Origin of the sequence: Arenibacter sp. 6A1 (assembly GCF_012272855.1) — a bacterium.
Lineage (GTDB): Bacteria > Bacteroidota > Bacteroidia > Flavobacteriales > Flavobacteriaceae > Arenibacter.
In genome coordinates, this window is record NZ_JAAXCQ010000004.1 from 94,879 (window position 1) to 110,407 (window position 15,529).

Annotated in this window: 11 protein-coding genes; 2 read left to right on the forward strand and 9 right to left on the reverse strand. The window is 39.1% G+C overall.

Features of this window, described 5'->3' with window-relative positions:
• Nucleotides 1-289 precede the first annotated feature (289 nt).
• On the forward strand, nt 290-1,849 hold the full coding sequence (locus HCG49_RS04450; RefSeq protein ID WP_168468351.1) for a M28 family peptidase: 1,560 nt from the start codon (nt 290-292) through the stop codon (nt 1,847-1,849).
• Between the two features lie 566 nt (nt 1,850-2,415).
• Here the strand turns inward: HCG49_RS04450 and HCG49_RS04455 are convergent.
• The 5 genes from HCG49_RS04455 to HCG49_RS04475 form a co-directional block, all read right to left on the reverse strand.
• Nucleotides 2,416-3,546, reverse strand: a complete 1,131-nt coding sequence (locus HCG49_RS04455; protein WP_168468352.1) for a hypothetical protein — start codon at nt 3,544-3,546, stop codon at nt 2,416-2,418.
• An 83-nt stretch (nt 3,547-3,629) separates the two neighbouring features.
• Nucleotides 3,630-6,236, reverse strand: a complete 2,607-nt coding sequence (locus HCG49_RS04460) for a sodium:solute symporter family transporter (protein ID WP_168468353.1) — start codon at nt 6,234-6,236, stop codon at nt 3,630-3,632.
• A gap of 124 nt (nt 6,237-6,360) precedes the next feature.
• Entirely contained in the window at nt 6,361-7,053 is a 693-nt protein-coding gene (locus tag HCG49_RS04465; protein ID WP_168468354.1) for an LrgB family protein, read from the reverse strand.
• Nucleotides 7,046-7,384: a CidA/LrgA family protein gene (locus HCG49_RS04470; RefSeq protein ID WP_168468355.1), complete on the reverse strand. Its 339-nt coding sequence runs from the start codon at nt 7,382-7,384 to the stop codon at nt 7,046-7,048. The genes HCG49_RS04465 and HCG49_RS04470 overlap by 8 nt, the downstream gene beginning before the upstream one ends.
• 167 nt (nt 7,385-7,551) lie before the next feature.
• Nucleotides 7,552-8,727, reverse strand: a complete 1,176-nt coding sequence (locus HCG49_RS04475; protein WP_168468356.1) for an AGE family epimerase/isomerase — start codon at nt 8,725-8,727, stop codon at nt 7,552-7,554.
• 182 nt (nt 8,728-8,909) lie between these two features.
• Here HCG49_RS04475 and HCG49_RS04480 point away from each other — a divergent pair, with 182 nt between their 5' ends.
• Nucleotides 8,910-9,629, forward strand: coding sequence for a FadR/GntR family transcriptional regulator (locus HCG49_RS04480; RefSeq protein ID WP_168468357.1), 720 nt, complete (start codon nt 8,910-8,912; stop codon nt 9,627-9,629).
• Between the two features lie 959 nt (nt 9,630-10,588).
• Here the strand turns inward: HCG49_RS04480 and HCG49_RS04485 are convergent.
• The 4 genes from HCG49_RS04485 to HCG49_RS04500 all read right to left on the reverse strand — a co-directional run bounded on the left by HCG49_RS04485 (nt 10,589) and on the right by HCG49_RS04500 (nt 15,518).
• Nucleotides 10,589-11,725, reverse strand: a complete 1,137-nt coding sequence (locus tag HCG49_RS04485; protein ID WP_168468358.1) for a sialidase family protein — start codon at nt 11,723-11,725, stop codon at nt 10,589-10,591.
• 41 nt (nt 11,726-11,766) lie between these two features.
• Complete coding sequence (locus HCG49_RS04490) at nt 11,767-12,540, reverse strand: creatininase family protein (RefSeq protein WP_168468359.1); 774 nt, start codon at nt 12,538-12,540, stop codon at nt 11,767-11,769.
• 208 nt (nt 12,541-12,748) lie between these two features.
• Nucleotides 12,749-13,402, reverse strand: coding sequence for an SGNH/GDSL hydrolase family protein (locus HCG49_RS04495; protein WP_168468360.1), 654 nt, complete (start codon nt 13,400-13,402; stop codon nt 12,749-12,751).
• Nucleotides 13,403-13,424: 22 nt separating this feature from the next.
• On the reverse strand, nt 13,425-15,518 hold the full coding sequence (locus tag HCG49_RS04500; RefSeq protein WP_168468361.1) for a family 20 glycosylhydrolase: 2,094 nt from the start codon (nt 15,516-15,518) through the stop codon (nt 13,425-13,427).
• Between the last annotated feature and the right edge of the window lie 11 nt (nt 15,519-15,529).

The window sequence follows — 15,529 nt, forward strand, 5'->3', positions numbered from 1 at the left end:
CTGGTATACCACTAATTTAAGAAATTATAATAGGCCAAAGACTCTTATTGTTAAGGTTAAATTATTCTTAAATTCCTAAGCCAAAAGAGGGATTTATCTGTATAAATAAAACGAAATACTTACAGTTAAAACACCTAGTTAGCTGACTATGTATAAAATAAAGAGGAAACGACGTTTTATAGGCATCCTTCCATACTACAGCAGTAAAGCTCCAACCATTTAATTTTCAATTTGATTATATTAAATTTCCCTATTTTTGACATATTCTGAATTTTATAAAAAAAATTAAATGAAAAAATTATTGTTTGTTGCATTAGGCCTTTCCATGGCATGCAACTCTTCTCAAAAAACAGTGCTTACTCCTATTGAAGAAGCAAAACCAAATTTGGATCCAACTACCTATATGGAGACCATTACGGAAGAGGAGTTAAAAGAACACTTATATATTTATGCTTCGGACGAATTTGAAGGAAGGGACACTGGTAAACCAGGACACCAAAAAGCAGTAGAGTACCTTAGAGCAGCCTATCAGGACCTAGGTATTCCTGCCGCAAAATCGGATGGAGATTATTTTCAGTATGTTCCCTTAAGTATTGCGAAACTACCATTGGGCAATATTACTATTAACGGTAAGACTTATACAAACGGTAATGAAATAGTAAGCTTTACACCGGCAGAAGGTACTTTTGACAATATTGTTTTTGTAAACAATGGTATTGAGGAAGACAACTATTCTGATTACGCTGGACTAAATGTAGAGGGAAAAATTGTCTTTATAAAAGGAGGAGAGCCCAAAAATGCCGACGGTACTTATGTTATTTCCGGTACTACAGAAAAATCTGTTTGGAGCAATCTATCCGAATCTTACGGGAAAAGAATTGAAATAGCCCAAAGCAAAGGAGCCCAGGGGGTATTTTATTACGACCAAGATAACTATAGCCGTTTTCAAAATAGGTTCGAAAAAATTAAAAATAGTGCCCAAGACAGAATGGGCTTAAAAGACGATCAGAACAATAGCTTCGTTAATGTAGTTGTAGATGCTGCGGTGGCCAACAATATCCTTAAGAACATAGCAAAGGAAAACACCCCTAAGGTTATAAACGCTACTATAGCACTAAACTTGGAAAACAGCAATGAAGATGTACTTTCACAGAATGTTGCCGCTATTATTAAAGGTTCTGAAAAGCCAAATGAATATATAGTGATTTCTTCACATTTAGATCATGTTGGTATCGAAGACGGCGAAATTTACAATGGTGCCGATGACGACGGTTCAGGAACAGTAGGGATGTTAGAAATAGCGGAAGCCTTTAAAAAAGCGGCCGATGAAGGAAACGGTCCTAAAAGGTCTATCGTATTTTTACATGTTACCGCAGAGGAAAAAGGCTTGTTGGGCTCTAAGTATTATACAGACCACGATCCTATCTTCCCGTTATCGGAAACGGTTGCCAATTTAAATATTGACATGATCGGTAGAATTGACCCAAAACGTTCGGGAGACAGAAACTATTTATACCTTATTGGCTCTGACAAATTGAGTACGGAACTACATGAATTGTCTGAAGAAGTAAATAAAAAATATACGAATATTGAGTTTGATTACACTTATAACGATGAAAACGACCCAAACCGTTTTTACTACAGAAGTGATCATTACAATTTTGCCAAAAACAACATTCCAATTATTTTTTACTTTAACGGAACCCATGACGACTACCATCGTCCGGGAGATACTCCAGACAAGATCAACTATGATTTACTAGAAAACAGAAGTCGCTTGGTATTTCTAACGGCATGGGAAATCGCCAATAGAGCAAACCGTCTTATAGTAGACAAAGCGGCCAAGTAATATATAATACCTCTTTAAAAGCCTTCATTTTCATGGAGGCTTTTTTTATTCCCCAAACTTTCCCCATGCCGCTTCCGAATCGCCTAAAATCGGTGTACTACAAAGATACTTGGTTATAGATGCATAGGCCTTTGGCGTATTCCTAGCATTCTATTTTGGGCGTTCCCTCCTATGTCGGGCGGGCCCTTGGCTATATCCCTCGCTGCACTTCGGGGATGCCGCCGCGGTCCCTAACACAGCATAATGTAACAATGAATCAAGATAAAAATGTACCAAATAGGGATGATCTAATTTGAAGAATTGATAATGAGCAGATCATTAATCTTGCAAACGCCTGTCCTGTTTAAGTAAAATCATCACTCAAAGCTTTGGTGCAGCCCCAAGTTAATCAGATATAATTCCGCGCCTCCCTGGACCTCATCATATCAAGGTGAAGATTTGGCATAAGAAAGAAATGTAACTATTGATGAAGCTACCAATTAAAGGGTCCTCTACTTTGTAGCTATTGCAAGAGATTCCTTTGTTTTTTTAATGATGTTACACTTAATTTCCCTTATCCCCAGGTCTTATATAGTAAGTTTTAATATTCCAGAAGTCCTTACTCCAGGTCTTATTTCGCCCACTGGCAAGTAAATTTCATCTTCCCACACCAGGGCATTGGTCACTATTTGCGGCAACATAGGCAAGCTTCCTACCTTAGTCCATTGATCATTTTTTGTGTCATACGACCAAAGAATTCTAGAAAAGGAAGTTTCCCGTAACAAAGCCATACTTTCTTTTTGCAAGGCCTCTTCTTTTTCCAGAAGTCCTTTCTGCGGATAGGTTTGGGACGCTTTAATCTCCTTCATTTCTAGCTCTAATGCTTGCCTTTTAGCCAAGTGTTGTTGTTCTCCTCCTGCGCCACCAAAAACAAGAATTTTCCCATCATCCACGGCTAGTACAGGAGCTGCTGCTATAAATCCACCCTCTAAACCAGGAGTATTATTGGTAGGCACATCCTTCCTTTTCGTCCATTTTTTGGCTTGTATATTATATTCATGGACATCAGAAAGCATTACGGTACTAGGAGTAGCGTCTTTCTGAAACGACGCACCGCTCATAACATACAAACAATCATCTGTACCATTGTTTTGGCCAATAACAACGGCTTGGGTCCTACCAATTCCAGGGAATTGTCCAAGAGGCTCCCATTGTTGCTTGGTTGTATCTACGGACAAGTCTAATGCAAATATATTATTGCCAGCATTCCCCCCAATTTCTTGTTGTCCGCCAACCACATAAACAACATCTTTGATGACACAGGCCGACATATTGCATAATGGCACTGGCAGGGCAGGCATTTCGGCTACCAAAATGTTTTTATGCTCACGGTCCCAAGAAAGGCGAAACACCTCCTTAAAGACCTCTTTTCCATTATCGCCACCTATACAAACAATTCCATTGTCGGTAGATACAGAAACCCCGTAGCCTATAGGCCGCGGTAGTCTTACAGCTATATTTTGTACCCAATGATAGCCATTATCATCGCTTTGAAGCGCATAAATAGTATCGTACCATACTTTTTTTCCACCTTCCCATAAATCCTTGTCGGGAAAATTAGCTCCGCCAGCGATGATCATGAGTCCGTTATGTATTCCGCTAAAACAACCGTTCAATCCTTTTTCAACAGGAATATTGGCAACTGTAGTCCCCACCATAAGTCCATTATTTTATGATTACTATTAAATAATTTAATTCAGACGAAACGGAATACATAACGCACTATTCTATAACAGCAATACTATTGCCCTTTATTTTTAAATACCAAACTGAACAAGTAACCAAATCCAAAACAAGAAGCGACCCCGATCAGAGAATACATTAAAAAGTTAATAGGAGTATATACACTTATGTACCATAATAGTATTCCACTTAAGACCAAACCTATCAAGGTTCCGGTTGCATTGGCGCGTTTTGTAAGCATTCCCAATAGGAACATTCCACCGAGTCCTCCTGTGAACAGTCCCAAAAATCTATAAAACTGATCCCAAAGCGACTTTATATTGGAGTTGGCCATCCACAAGGCAAGAATCACCCCGATCACCCCTACTATCACAGTGGCTATACGGGCCACTTTAAGTAGTTTTACATCACCAATTGTCGGATTATAACGCTTGTATAAATCGTTACAAAATGCTGTAGAAACAGAGTTTAAGCTACTACTAATACTAGACATGGCCGCCGAAAAAATTCCCGCTATCAATAGCCCCGAAATACCTACCGGTAGTTCTTTAACAATATACCATGGAAAAAGAGAATCGTTGTTTGAAATTGCCGGGGAAAGGTGTTCTGGCATTTCAGAATAAAAAATAAACAACAACGAGCCGATACCGAAGAATATAATCGTGGCAGGCAAGGTCATTATGGCATTGGTATACAAAGTCTTTTGGGAATCTTTAATACTCGAACTCGTCAAATAACGTTGCACAATAGTTTGGTCAGTACCTTGCGTCACCATAGCCGAGGCCAGCCCCCCAATAAACACCACCCAAAAAGTAGAATCGGTAAAATTGAGGTCGAAGTTTACTATATTAAATTTTTCCTGATCAGAAACATAGGTGATCATATCATTAAAAGGCATCTCGGTATGCAATAGCACCCATACGATCGCCACGATACTTCCTCCCATAAGCACCACTACCTGTAATACATCGGTCCAAATAACTGCTTCAATACCCCCAAAGGTGGTATACAGCACACATAGTAGTCCCATTAATAGAATACAGGTTTCTACAGAGATACCCGTTACAATGGAAATAGCCAAAGAAGGTAGCAATAATACAATCCCTATCCTTCCTAATTGGAAAAGAATAAAAGAAATACTCCCGATGGCCCTGGCCAAATAATTAAACCTTCTCTCCAGGTATTCATAGGCCGTAGAAATATTGAGCTTATTGAAAAAAGGAATAAAAATAAAGGCGATTACTGGCGTAATAGCAATAGCGGCAATGTTTAGGAGAAAGAAAGACCAGTCCGTAATAAAGGCCTTTGCTGGGATAGCCATAAAGGTAATGGCACTTAACAGCGTTCCAAAAACACTCAAGCCCGATGCCCACCAAGGAATACGCCCGCCTCCTATGAAATAATCGTCCGTAGATTTTTGTTTTCTGGCAAAATACACTCCGATCAACAATGATATTAATAGGTACAATACCAATACCGCATAATTCAGAGCCCCAAAGGCATGCGTAGCTTCGAATACTTTTAAACTATAAACGTTCGGTGTTCTGATGCCAGGTGAAACTTCACCAGACACCAATAATATATCATTGGCTTCCTTTATCCCTAAGGTGGTCACCGGTATCTTTATCGCTAAAGTATCGTATACAAACCACTTTTTAGTGATGCTATTATAGGCTATCACTTCATTACTAAACCCTGGGTGGTTATTTAATATGTCGTCTCTTTTAGCGATTAAGCTTTGAACTATACTATCATTTTCTTGGGCATTTATCTTTAAAGCCAAGCTTTCGAGTTGATCGAATAATATTTCATCAGAACCACCGTAGACCAAAATCCCCATAGATCCACTGGTTTCTGCCGTTGCCCCCATGAGTACCCTAGCTTTCCCATCGATCATTAGGTCGCCTTCCTCTATCCAATTTTTCTTCTGTAGGTCATAAGAAAGATAGGTGGTCAAGGCTTGTGATTTTTTTCCCTTTACCTGGTTTCTACCACCGATTAAGAATATATTTTTTGAATTTGAAGTTTCCTGTACTGCCATGGCATGTACGGCTCTCGGGGCTCCAGGAAAATCTTTAAGCTTTTCCCAGCTTCCTTTTTTAGATACCTCCAAGCGATAAAAAGAATTGGTACTGCCTTCCTTGTTCATCCCTCCGGCGACATACACGTACCCATCAACCAAAACGGCTGTAGTGTAGGCCAATGGTTCTGGCAAATTGGGATAATCTATGATATCTATATCCTTTTTGGCACTATTATAGGCCAGCAAAAAGACTTTGTCACTAACGAGGTCCTTGTTGTCTCCTCCGATAACTAAAACCCCATCTTCGGTAGACACGGATGCCCCATAGCCTAAGGGTATTGGCAGCTTTTCTGAAGACAACCGCCAGGTATTGTTTTCTAAAATGTAAATAGACTGGTGCCATTTCTTGGACCCACCCTCCCATGGTAGTCCAGAAGGGAAGTTTGCACCCCCACCCACAATAACTACATCTTTATGAATGCCACCTATCATTCCGGCATATCCCAAGGATACTTCTCCAGAGACTTCGGCAGGCAAACTGGGCAAATTGGTTATTTGTATTTTTGATGCCTCCTGTCCAAATAAAAAGGAGGAAAACAAAATAGTGATTACCAGTGAATATAAAATTCTAGTTACTTTCATAATAAAAAATAATTTCCGTGACTTTTGAAGCGACAAGATAGTAAAACAAGTATTATGTATAACATATTAAATTGTTTTTATTTTAACATCACTTTCTATTACTGAATGCCTTAAGAGAAAATCCCTAAAGAAACCAGTCTATCATATAGGGCGTTGCTACTGCAGTTACAATTCCATTTACACACATAGCCAAGCCGCTATAGACACCGGTCAACTTGCCCTCTTCCAAGGCCCTTGCCGTGCCAATACCATGAGCGGCCGTCCCCAATGCGGCTCCTAAGGCCGATTTACTGGTAATTCCCAAGAGTTTAAGAATCGCGGGGCCAAAGGCATTCCCAAAAATACCAACAAGAATAACTATCCCGGCCGTAATTTCCGGAATCCCCCCTATAATTTTGGAGACCTCTATAGCAATAGGGGTAGTAACGGATTTGGAAGCTAGGGACTTTACAATAACCAGGGGCACATTAAAGAGAAGTAAAATAAGGACAACGCTAACAATACTCATAAGACCACCTACAATAACCGCTATAAAGAAAGGAATAAAATCGTTCTTTATCTCCTCGTATTTTTCATAAAAGAACACTCCCAAGGCCACGATAGAAGGACCAAGGAAAAAAGTCAATAAATCCCCGCCCTTATTATAGGCGTCTATATCGATCTTAAAAACCACCAGTACTACAATAATAGACAAGGTAGCCATCAGCACTGGATTGAAAATGGCCAAGGGTATTCTTTTTCTAAGGGCATTGGCCCCAAAAAAAGCTAATAAGGTAATAAAGACACCGAAAATCGGACTTTCGAACAAATTATCCATTTTTACCGAATTTTTGAAGAATGATAGCGGTCAGGTATAAAGTAATCACCGCACTAACCACCACCGCTATGGCAATATACAGCCAATAGGCTTGTATCAGTTCAAAATAAGCGAGCAAGCCAACGCCATATGGGATAAAAAATAACACCAAATATTTAAGGAGCTTATCCGAGGCAGGTTTCACTGCGCTGAGTTTAATGAGGCCAAATTTTAAGGCGAAAAATATTAAAAACATCCCCACAATATTCCCCGCTATGGGTATATGAAGAACTTCCTTTAAAAATTCACCTAAAACTAAAAAAGAAAAAATATACAAAAGCGATTTTACCATGGCGGTTTGGCTGGATTAGGTTTTAAAAACGATTTGCAAGAAACATTTTTAAATTATAAACTCCCGTTATTTCTCAAAAAATTTTCGAGGAATAACGGGAGTAATAACAATGTACTTATCTAAGAATTAGCAGCACCTTATGAAAATACTTATAAGGTATTACCTCATTACTTTGTAGAGGCTTGCTGTTTTGCTTCAATATTTTCAAAACTTTTCCAACATTGGAACATAGCTCTAGGCACGTGGAAACATCCCTTCCATTTCCCTCCTTTTAAGGTTAGCAAAGGTCTCCCTTCCCTATTGAGATATCCAAACCACTCCCCATTCTCGGCATCGGAGAAATGTGACCAGGCATATTCGTGTACCTTTTCGTACCATGCCCATATTTTTTGGTCTCCGGTTTGCTCATATGCTTTGGACAAGGCCACCAAAGTTTCTAAATGTACCCACCATAGTTTTTGATCCCATTCTAATTGTTGCAGCGGTTTCCCTTTGGCATCCAGAAAATAGAAAATTCCACCGTTCTCTTCGTCCCAACTATATTCTAAAATATTTAGGATGACTTTGTTTGCTTTTTCTATCAGATCCCTGTCATTTTTTCTAACCCCTATATCAATCATAAACCACATGGCTTCTATACCGTGGCCCGGATTTAACAATCTGCCGTTATAACTATCTTCCAAGGAACCGTCGAGCCTTACATTCTCATAAATAATACCGGAATCTTTTTGCAAAAACACCTCCATGACTTCCTGCACACTGAAGTTGATGGTTTTTTCTATTTCTTCCTTATCCAGAACATCCTCTAATTCTAACACTAGGTTAGACAAGATCATGGGCAAGGAAAAGCCTTTTAAAGGCCGTGCATCCGTATTTTTCTCATAGCCCCCCTTAGGATTGTCCTTTTTCTTTAGAATGTTATAATAGGTTTGTTTTGCCAAGGCTCTTATCTCCTCGTCTCCTGTAGCTTTCGCATATTGGCTAAAAGCCATAGCCGCGAAGCAGTCAGAAAATATATTATAAGGCTGTACCAATGGTTTTCCCTCCTTGGTCACCGAAAAATAAAAGTTCCCATCTTTATCCATTCCGTGATTTCTGATAAAATCTATTCCGGATTTGGCAATTTCCAACCATTTTTCATTTTTCTCTACTTTATTATAGAGCATAGAAAATGTCCATGCTTGTCGCCCTTGGAGCCACATAAATTTATCCGTATCATACACTTCCCCTTTTTGATCGAGACAGGTAAAATATCCGCCATTTTCTTGGTCCAGGGAATGCTTTTCCCAAAAAGGTACCACATCGTTTAGCAAGGTCTGCTTATATAGTTCTGAATATTTCATTTGGATTATTTATGTTATACATAATACAAATCTAAAAACTTTTCTTATATTACAGTACTTCTTTAGCGTTAAATACTTAAGAATATAAAAAAGACCGTTATCATTATTAATAAGATTCTTACTTTTGCCTTTCGCCAATCGATTTTCGATAGTAATCGACAAAAGAAAATGCATCCCTAAATATGAGTAAGCTACCATCAATAAAACCATTAGAGAACGTATCCTTAGTAGACAAGGTTGAAGCCCGTTTATTGAAATTTATCAAAGAGAACAATTTAAAGGCCGGAGATTCTGTTCCCAAGGAAATGGAATTTGCAGAATCCTTAGGAGTTAGCAGGACTGTTGTACGCGAAGCTTTTTTAAGATTGCGGACCTTGGGGATCATTGAATCTAAGAAGCACCGCGGGATGATTATTACTAATCCCGATATCATGAATAACTTTGAGCGAATGCTAGACCCTGTCCTTTTAGGTTCTGATACGTTGAAAAATTTATTTGAATTACGATTGATTTTAGAAATGGGGATGGCCGACTTTCTTTTTCAGCACAAAACGGAGAAGGATATGCAGGAGCTCGAAGAAATTGTAACCTTAGAAGAAGAAACCAGCTATAATAAAAACGCCTTCTCATTGGACAAGGAAATTGCTTTTCACGGCAAATTATATGAAATGTCTAAAAATGATATTTTAAAGAAATTCCAGGATCTTTTACTTCCTGTATTTGAGTATGTACACCTGAACGACCCCAACTTAAATGACTACGAATACTCTAGCGGACAATTTGTTACCCACAGAATGCTAATGGACAATTTAAAGGTAGGGACACCAGATACTTTCCGGGTAGCCATGCACCGCCACCTTGAACCTCATTTTGATAAGATTTTTAATAAGAAAATAAAATAGCGGCAATAGCCGCTATTTTTTTTGCATCAGCCCCAAGATTCGGATCAAGCTTAAAAGTTGTGTGTAGTTGAAATAATCAGGCACCACAATAACAATAATCTACCTTTGATCAGGCCTTTCAATACTTTTTTCCATTGATGAAAAAAGTATTCAAAAAAATCTAGGCTGATTTCTCCTTTCTTGAAATCTTCGGATTTTCCACCGCCGCAGCGCCCAGGCCGCTTTCACTAGGGTGAAATGCTCTTTGGACGCCTTCCATAAACCAATGTGAAAACCCCTTGATTTACTACCAAAGGAGAAAGTAGGCCGAAAACTTTTATTAGACGCCACTTGTGTGGTCTTCCCAACCTGCAGATCGCTAAAGAAGGACTAAAGCTATTGCTTAAATTTTAGATTTACGAAATCCTTTAAAAAACAAATAAAAACCACTTTAGATAAATTGAAAGAGCATTTGGTTGAGGTGAAAGGTATAAAATAATTGAAATCCGATGAATAGATCCTACTCAAAACCAACATTAATCATAAACACAATGATTAGTCATGATCCCAAGATTCCTGCTCTGTTTCTCGGCCCGAGCCAATTGTAGCTACTCTTTTTCTCTCTAGTACAAGGATTCATTTGTAGTTATTTGTTTTTTATAACCATCAATTGTAATTCGCGTAGCTCAATTCATATTTGCGAGCAGTTGCCTATAATGCTTATTTCAAACTCCAAATTGGCCATTGATACTTGAATGCCGCGTTAGGGACCGCAGCGGCATCCCCGCAGCGGAGCAAGGGATATAGCGGAGTGCCCGACCGACGAAGGAGGGAACGCCCAAAACTTTTTGATAGAAACGAAAGGGCTATACCTCGAAAAAACATAGGTTATGCATCACACATTGTTTTGATTTAACTCCAAAAAAAAACAGCTTTAACCTTGGATGGCTAAAGCTGCATTTCTTAAATCCTATATTTTCTTACTTTCTACCTTTCTTAGAAGGCTTTTTATACTTATCCTCTCCGTCTGTCAACCACTTCAAAGAAAAGCTTACAAATGGGTTTTTAGTATAATCGTCCTGCTCAAAGAACAATCCAATATCACCATTTTTTAAGATAGTCATAGAAGAATAAGCAGATCCACCGGTATAAATAGTCTTCCCTTCAGACCATGTTTTACCTTCATCATAACTAACACGCACGGTCATGTTCTGTCTTCCTTTTTCCATTTTGGCGTTAGAGAAAAGCAAACGGTTTTTATTATAACCATCCTCAATAGAAGTATAACGTACGATACTGGCATTACAGCCCGGATCTATTAACTGTGGCTCTGGCGTAGTAGTCCAAGTTTTGCCCTCATCGTTAGAAAGGTGAACATAACGCATTCCGCCTTTGTTTACCCTAGCATTGATCATCCAAGTACCATCGGCCAATTCCATAACCTTAGACTCATCAGCCGGCTGAATAGGCGTATCGATAAGGTACCAAGACTTTCCATGGTCGTCACTAGCGAATAAATGTAGCCCGCTATTTAGGTTTACCATAGTATGCAATAACTTGCCAGATCTTGTTTGTATACCACGTCCTGAAGTAATGAATTTAAAATCCTTATGCCATTCTGGTTTGGCAATTTCCGGAGTAATATCTCTTGGCTGTGACCAAGTCTTTCCGTTATCGGAACTCGTTACTACGTGAAAATAATACACATCTTTCTCCTTGTCCAAATCCATATAGTTATAAAACATAAATATTTCTTTGGTCTCGGCATCCACGATCATGGAAGGATCGGAAACAGACTGTCCGTATGGCAAGTTTACCACAGTTTCGGTATCGGTCCATGTTTTTCCGTTATTACTACTTCTTTTAATAACGATATTAATATCCTTGCTCCATTTTAAATCGCCACATCCTGGTACTCTTTCATCAATAGCAGCAATAAGATCGCCATTGGGTGCCGTTACAATAGCCGGAATTCTAAAACATTCAACACCTTCTACGTTCGCAGCGTTAAATAGGTCTTGATATACCTTTACGCCATCAGCAATCTTATGTGTTTCTGTTTGCGCCTGTAGCACCATTGAGGTGCAAATTAATAATCCGAAAAAAATCTTTTTCATACTCAACATGATAAATTTAATTTATATAATAATAACTGTTCTTACTCGTACATTTCATTAAGATCGGTAGCCGCTAGGTCTTCTAAAAACTCGCCTATATTTTGTACCGATCGATCGAAAAAGGCCTTTCCATTTTCCTTATTGGCCAGTTTCGGATTTCCCACTCCAGTATCCTCGGTTACTTTTGTCCATTGCCGTTGTGCGGTCACCCATCCTTCTTTCAATCCTTTTATTTTAAAGGTTTTCCCTATTCCCGAACCGGCTTCTTCCAAAGGCAACACCAACTCTGGTGTCAAATGCATTACCACGGCAGTTTCGAGTTCCCCGGCATGATCGCCAGGCTCCTTAAAATAGTCCTTGGAATCGGCTGTATTCCACCAGTTTAGAGCACAAACAAATACCTCCGGAAAAGCAATACTCAGCTCTCGGATAAATTGTTTAAAATTGTTACCTCCATGCCCGTTGACGATAACGAGTTTATCTATATTGTGCGCTGCCAAAACTTCTACGACATCCTTTAACACAGCATATTGTGTACTAGGACTCATATTCATACATAGCTTTACATCCATTTGCCCTGTATTTACGCCAAATGGGATGGTGGGCAACACTACTGTTTTGGCCCCTTTGCTCCACGCCAATGCTGCCGCTGCAATAGCTACATTTTCCGATAAAATATTATCCGTGGCATAGGGCAAATGATAGTTATGGGCTTCGGTAGCTCCCCAAGGCAATATCGCTACCTTATAATCCGTGTCTTTTACAGATTTCCAATTGTTGTCCGCTAAAACGTAGGGTCTCACATTCTGTGCCATCTTTTAATTTTTAATTTATTTAGAGGCGATTTACGCCCTAATATTACTCCAATCCCAACTGATTGTAAACATCTTAATACTTTTAAAAACACTTCCTTAAAAGAAAGTTAATTTACCGATTATTATTATCGTTGAAACCTAGAGTATATCGCACTTTCGCACGTTTTTACAAGGACACCCTACCGACCAAACAGCTGAGCTCTTAACATCAATTCACCAAAGGCTTAATGACCTTTTTCCAACGCTTATACCCCTTAGGAGCTAAATGCAAGCCGTCATAGGTATATTTTGGTTTTAAAACGCCTTTAGCGTTTCTAAAAGCCCGGTGGAGATCTATATAGCTCACCCCCATTTCCTCAGACAGGGTTTCGAGTCTTTTATTGACCAACAGAATTAGCTGCTGATTGCTTTTATGGCCCGAAAATTTATCGCCCACCTGTGGATTTACCGGTAGAATACTCTGTACGAATATTTGAGTATCTGCAGACGCCTCCTGAATTTTGCGCAACAATACAGTTACATTTTCTACAACTTCATCGGCAGATTTCCCTCTGGCCAAATCATTGGTCCCAACAAGCAAGAATATTTTCTTTGGTCTGGACGACGTCACTTCTGATAGCCTATTTAAAATGCCGTCGGTTACATCGCCACTAATACCTCTGTTGACGACGTTTTTATTTGGAAACATTGCCTTCCAATCGCCTCCTTCGGTGATACTGTTCCCTAGAAAAATTATTTCACCCTCCGTGTCCGGCGTATTTTCGAACATTGCTTTTCGTTGATAGTAATGCTCAGAATATTTTTGGGCATTTATGGCTACCGTAAAAAGACAACAAAGGATAAAAATTAACAACTTACTCATAAGGTAACACTTTGATTTATAACTAAAAAGAAGCGTCGTAAATTAAATCTTTCACTTCTCGTACATTCGTTCCATTTATTTCTACCGGAACACAACTAAACATCCACTTCCATGAATTTCCTCCATGTGGAATTTTTAACAGGACGGTATTCCATCCTTTGTTCAAATTAACCAGCGTCGGTTTTCTATAAAAGTAATCTTCATCGATAAAGGGTATTTCGTCCGTGGCCGATCCTAAGTTTGGCTGTTTCCAAGTTGGTGGCAATACCGGCGTATCGTTCACCCATATTTTTGGCTCGGTAAAATGCCACTGCCCTATTTTCGGCGATGGCCCTCCTCTTCTACCTCCAGAGCGCGACCATCCTTGAAAGCCTATCCAGAATTCCTGTAGCCTATTATTTGGTGAGTAAATTCTCGTATAAGCATAATAGGTGCCAGATTTTGCTTCCGTAAAAGCGGGGAAATTAAAGAAATGCTTTAAGTGTACTGTACCCCCAACAGGATCGTCATTCCATTTGTATTCCGTCCCATCGAGCTCGTAAGCCGATTTAATTTCCTCCTCTACCGGAAATTTTTTAGCAAAATCGCCTTCATGGTCAAATGGACCAATAATTTTCCAAAACTTATCTGTTTGCCTTATATAAGGAAACTCTTTATCCTCAAAATATAGGTCCCTATGAACAAGAACTTTATCTTCAAATTCCTTGAAGGCCATAAATTCTTTCGTATTTTTTGCCGGTAATTTTGCCCAATACTCAGGATAGTCCTTTTCTTTTCCTCTCCAAATGGCTTCGGAGTAAAACACAAGGGACGGATAAATAGGGTTTTGCCTTAGAATATCGCGCTCCTCCAATACATTATTATCGGGCCATGCCCCTAATATACCTCCCAAGGCCAAAGAATCTCCTTTAGGCTGCCTGGCGGGCTGTTGGAAAAACAATCGAGCCATGCCCGCAAAAGGATCTAAGTGATTGATGTAATTACTGCGAGAATCTATAAAACGATGCCCTTTTCGTCCTTCATGGTATGCCCATAATTGGTTGATGGAAGTACTATCTTCCGGAATAACAATGCCTTCTTTCCAAACAATAACTTCCCTGTTCTGGCTTTTTATATGCTCCATAATAGCCAAGATCATTTCATCTTCGACATATTCGGCTTCATTTCTCACTTCATCGGTTCCTATATGGATATAGGGCATCTCTTTTTCATCGGCCAAACCGCACAACTCACTAAAAAGATCTAAAAGAATAGGCAATACCCTTTCATCTTTCATGGTCTTAATTCCCAAACCTTTTCTAAAGGCATCGGTATGTCCAGGAATATCTAACTCGGGTATAACCGTTATATACCGCTCTTTGCAGTACGCTAAAATTTCTTTAAAATCTTCCTGTGTATAGTATTTGCCTACCCCTCTACTAAAGGCCTCATCGGACTGTAATTGGGGATACAACTTGCTTTCTAAACGCCAACCGGGATTATCGGTTAAATGCCAGTGGAAAGTATTGTATTTATATAGGGCAAGGATATCTATTTGCTCTTTTAGCTGCGCTACACTTTGGAAGTTTCTTCCGGTATCGTGCAAAAGACCTCTAATTTCAAAAACTGGCCAATCCTTTATTTTTACTTGTGGTAACATCCACTGGCCCTGCTTCTTTCGCAGGAGTTGCTTAAAAGTCTGTAATCCGTAAAAGGCTCCTTGAGGAGTATAGGCAGTGATCACAATTTCTTTCCCGACACTTAACGTATAGCCTTCTTTTTTTTGGGAAGCATTAAAATTATCGCTTTTTATAAGTTTTACCGCCAAGCCATTCTTACTTATAGCTATTTCTTGCTCCGTAAAAAACGGTGCTAAGGACATCCCTTCCTTTAAAAAGTCATTCCCTTTTATATCAATGGACTTAAAGCGTACTTCTTTTTTTCCGTACGCCAATTCCTGTGGCGTGGGAATTAGAGGATACTTTTCTTCAAGTGGGGTATTAATGATATGATTCGCATAGCTTGTGAAAGTTAAAATCAAAAACAAGCCTGCATAAATGGTTCCTAAAACCTTAAAGGCCGCCTTTTTTTTTATAAGAGGCTGGCTTTCATCAACATATTTTAAGTATTTCTTCATTTTTCAGGTTT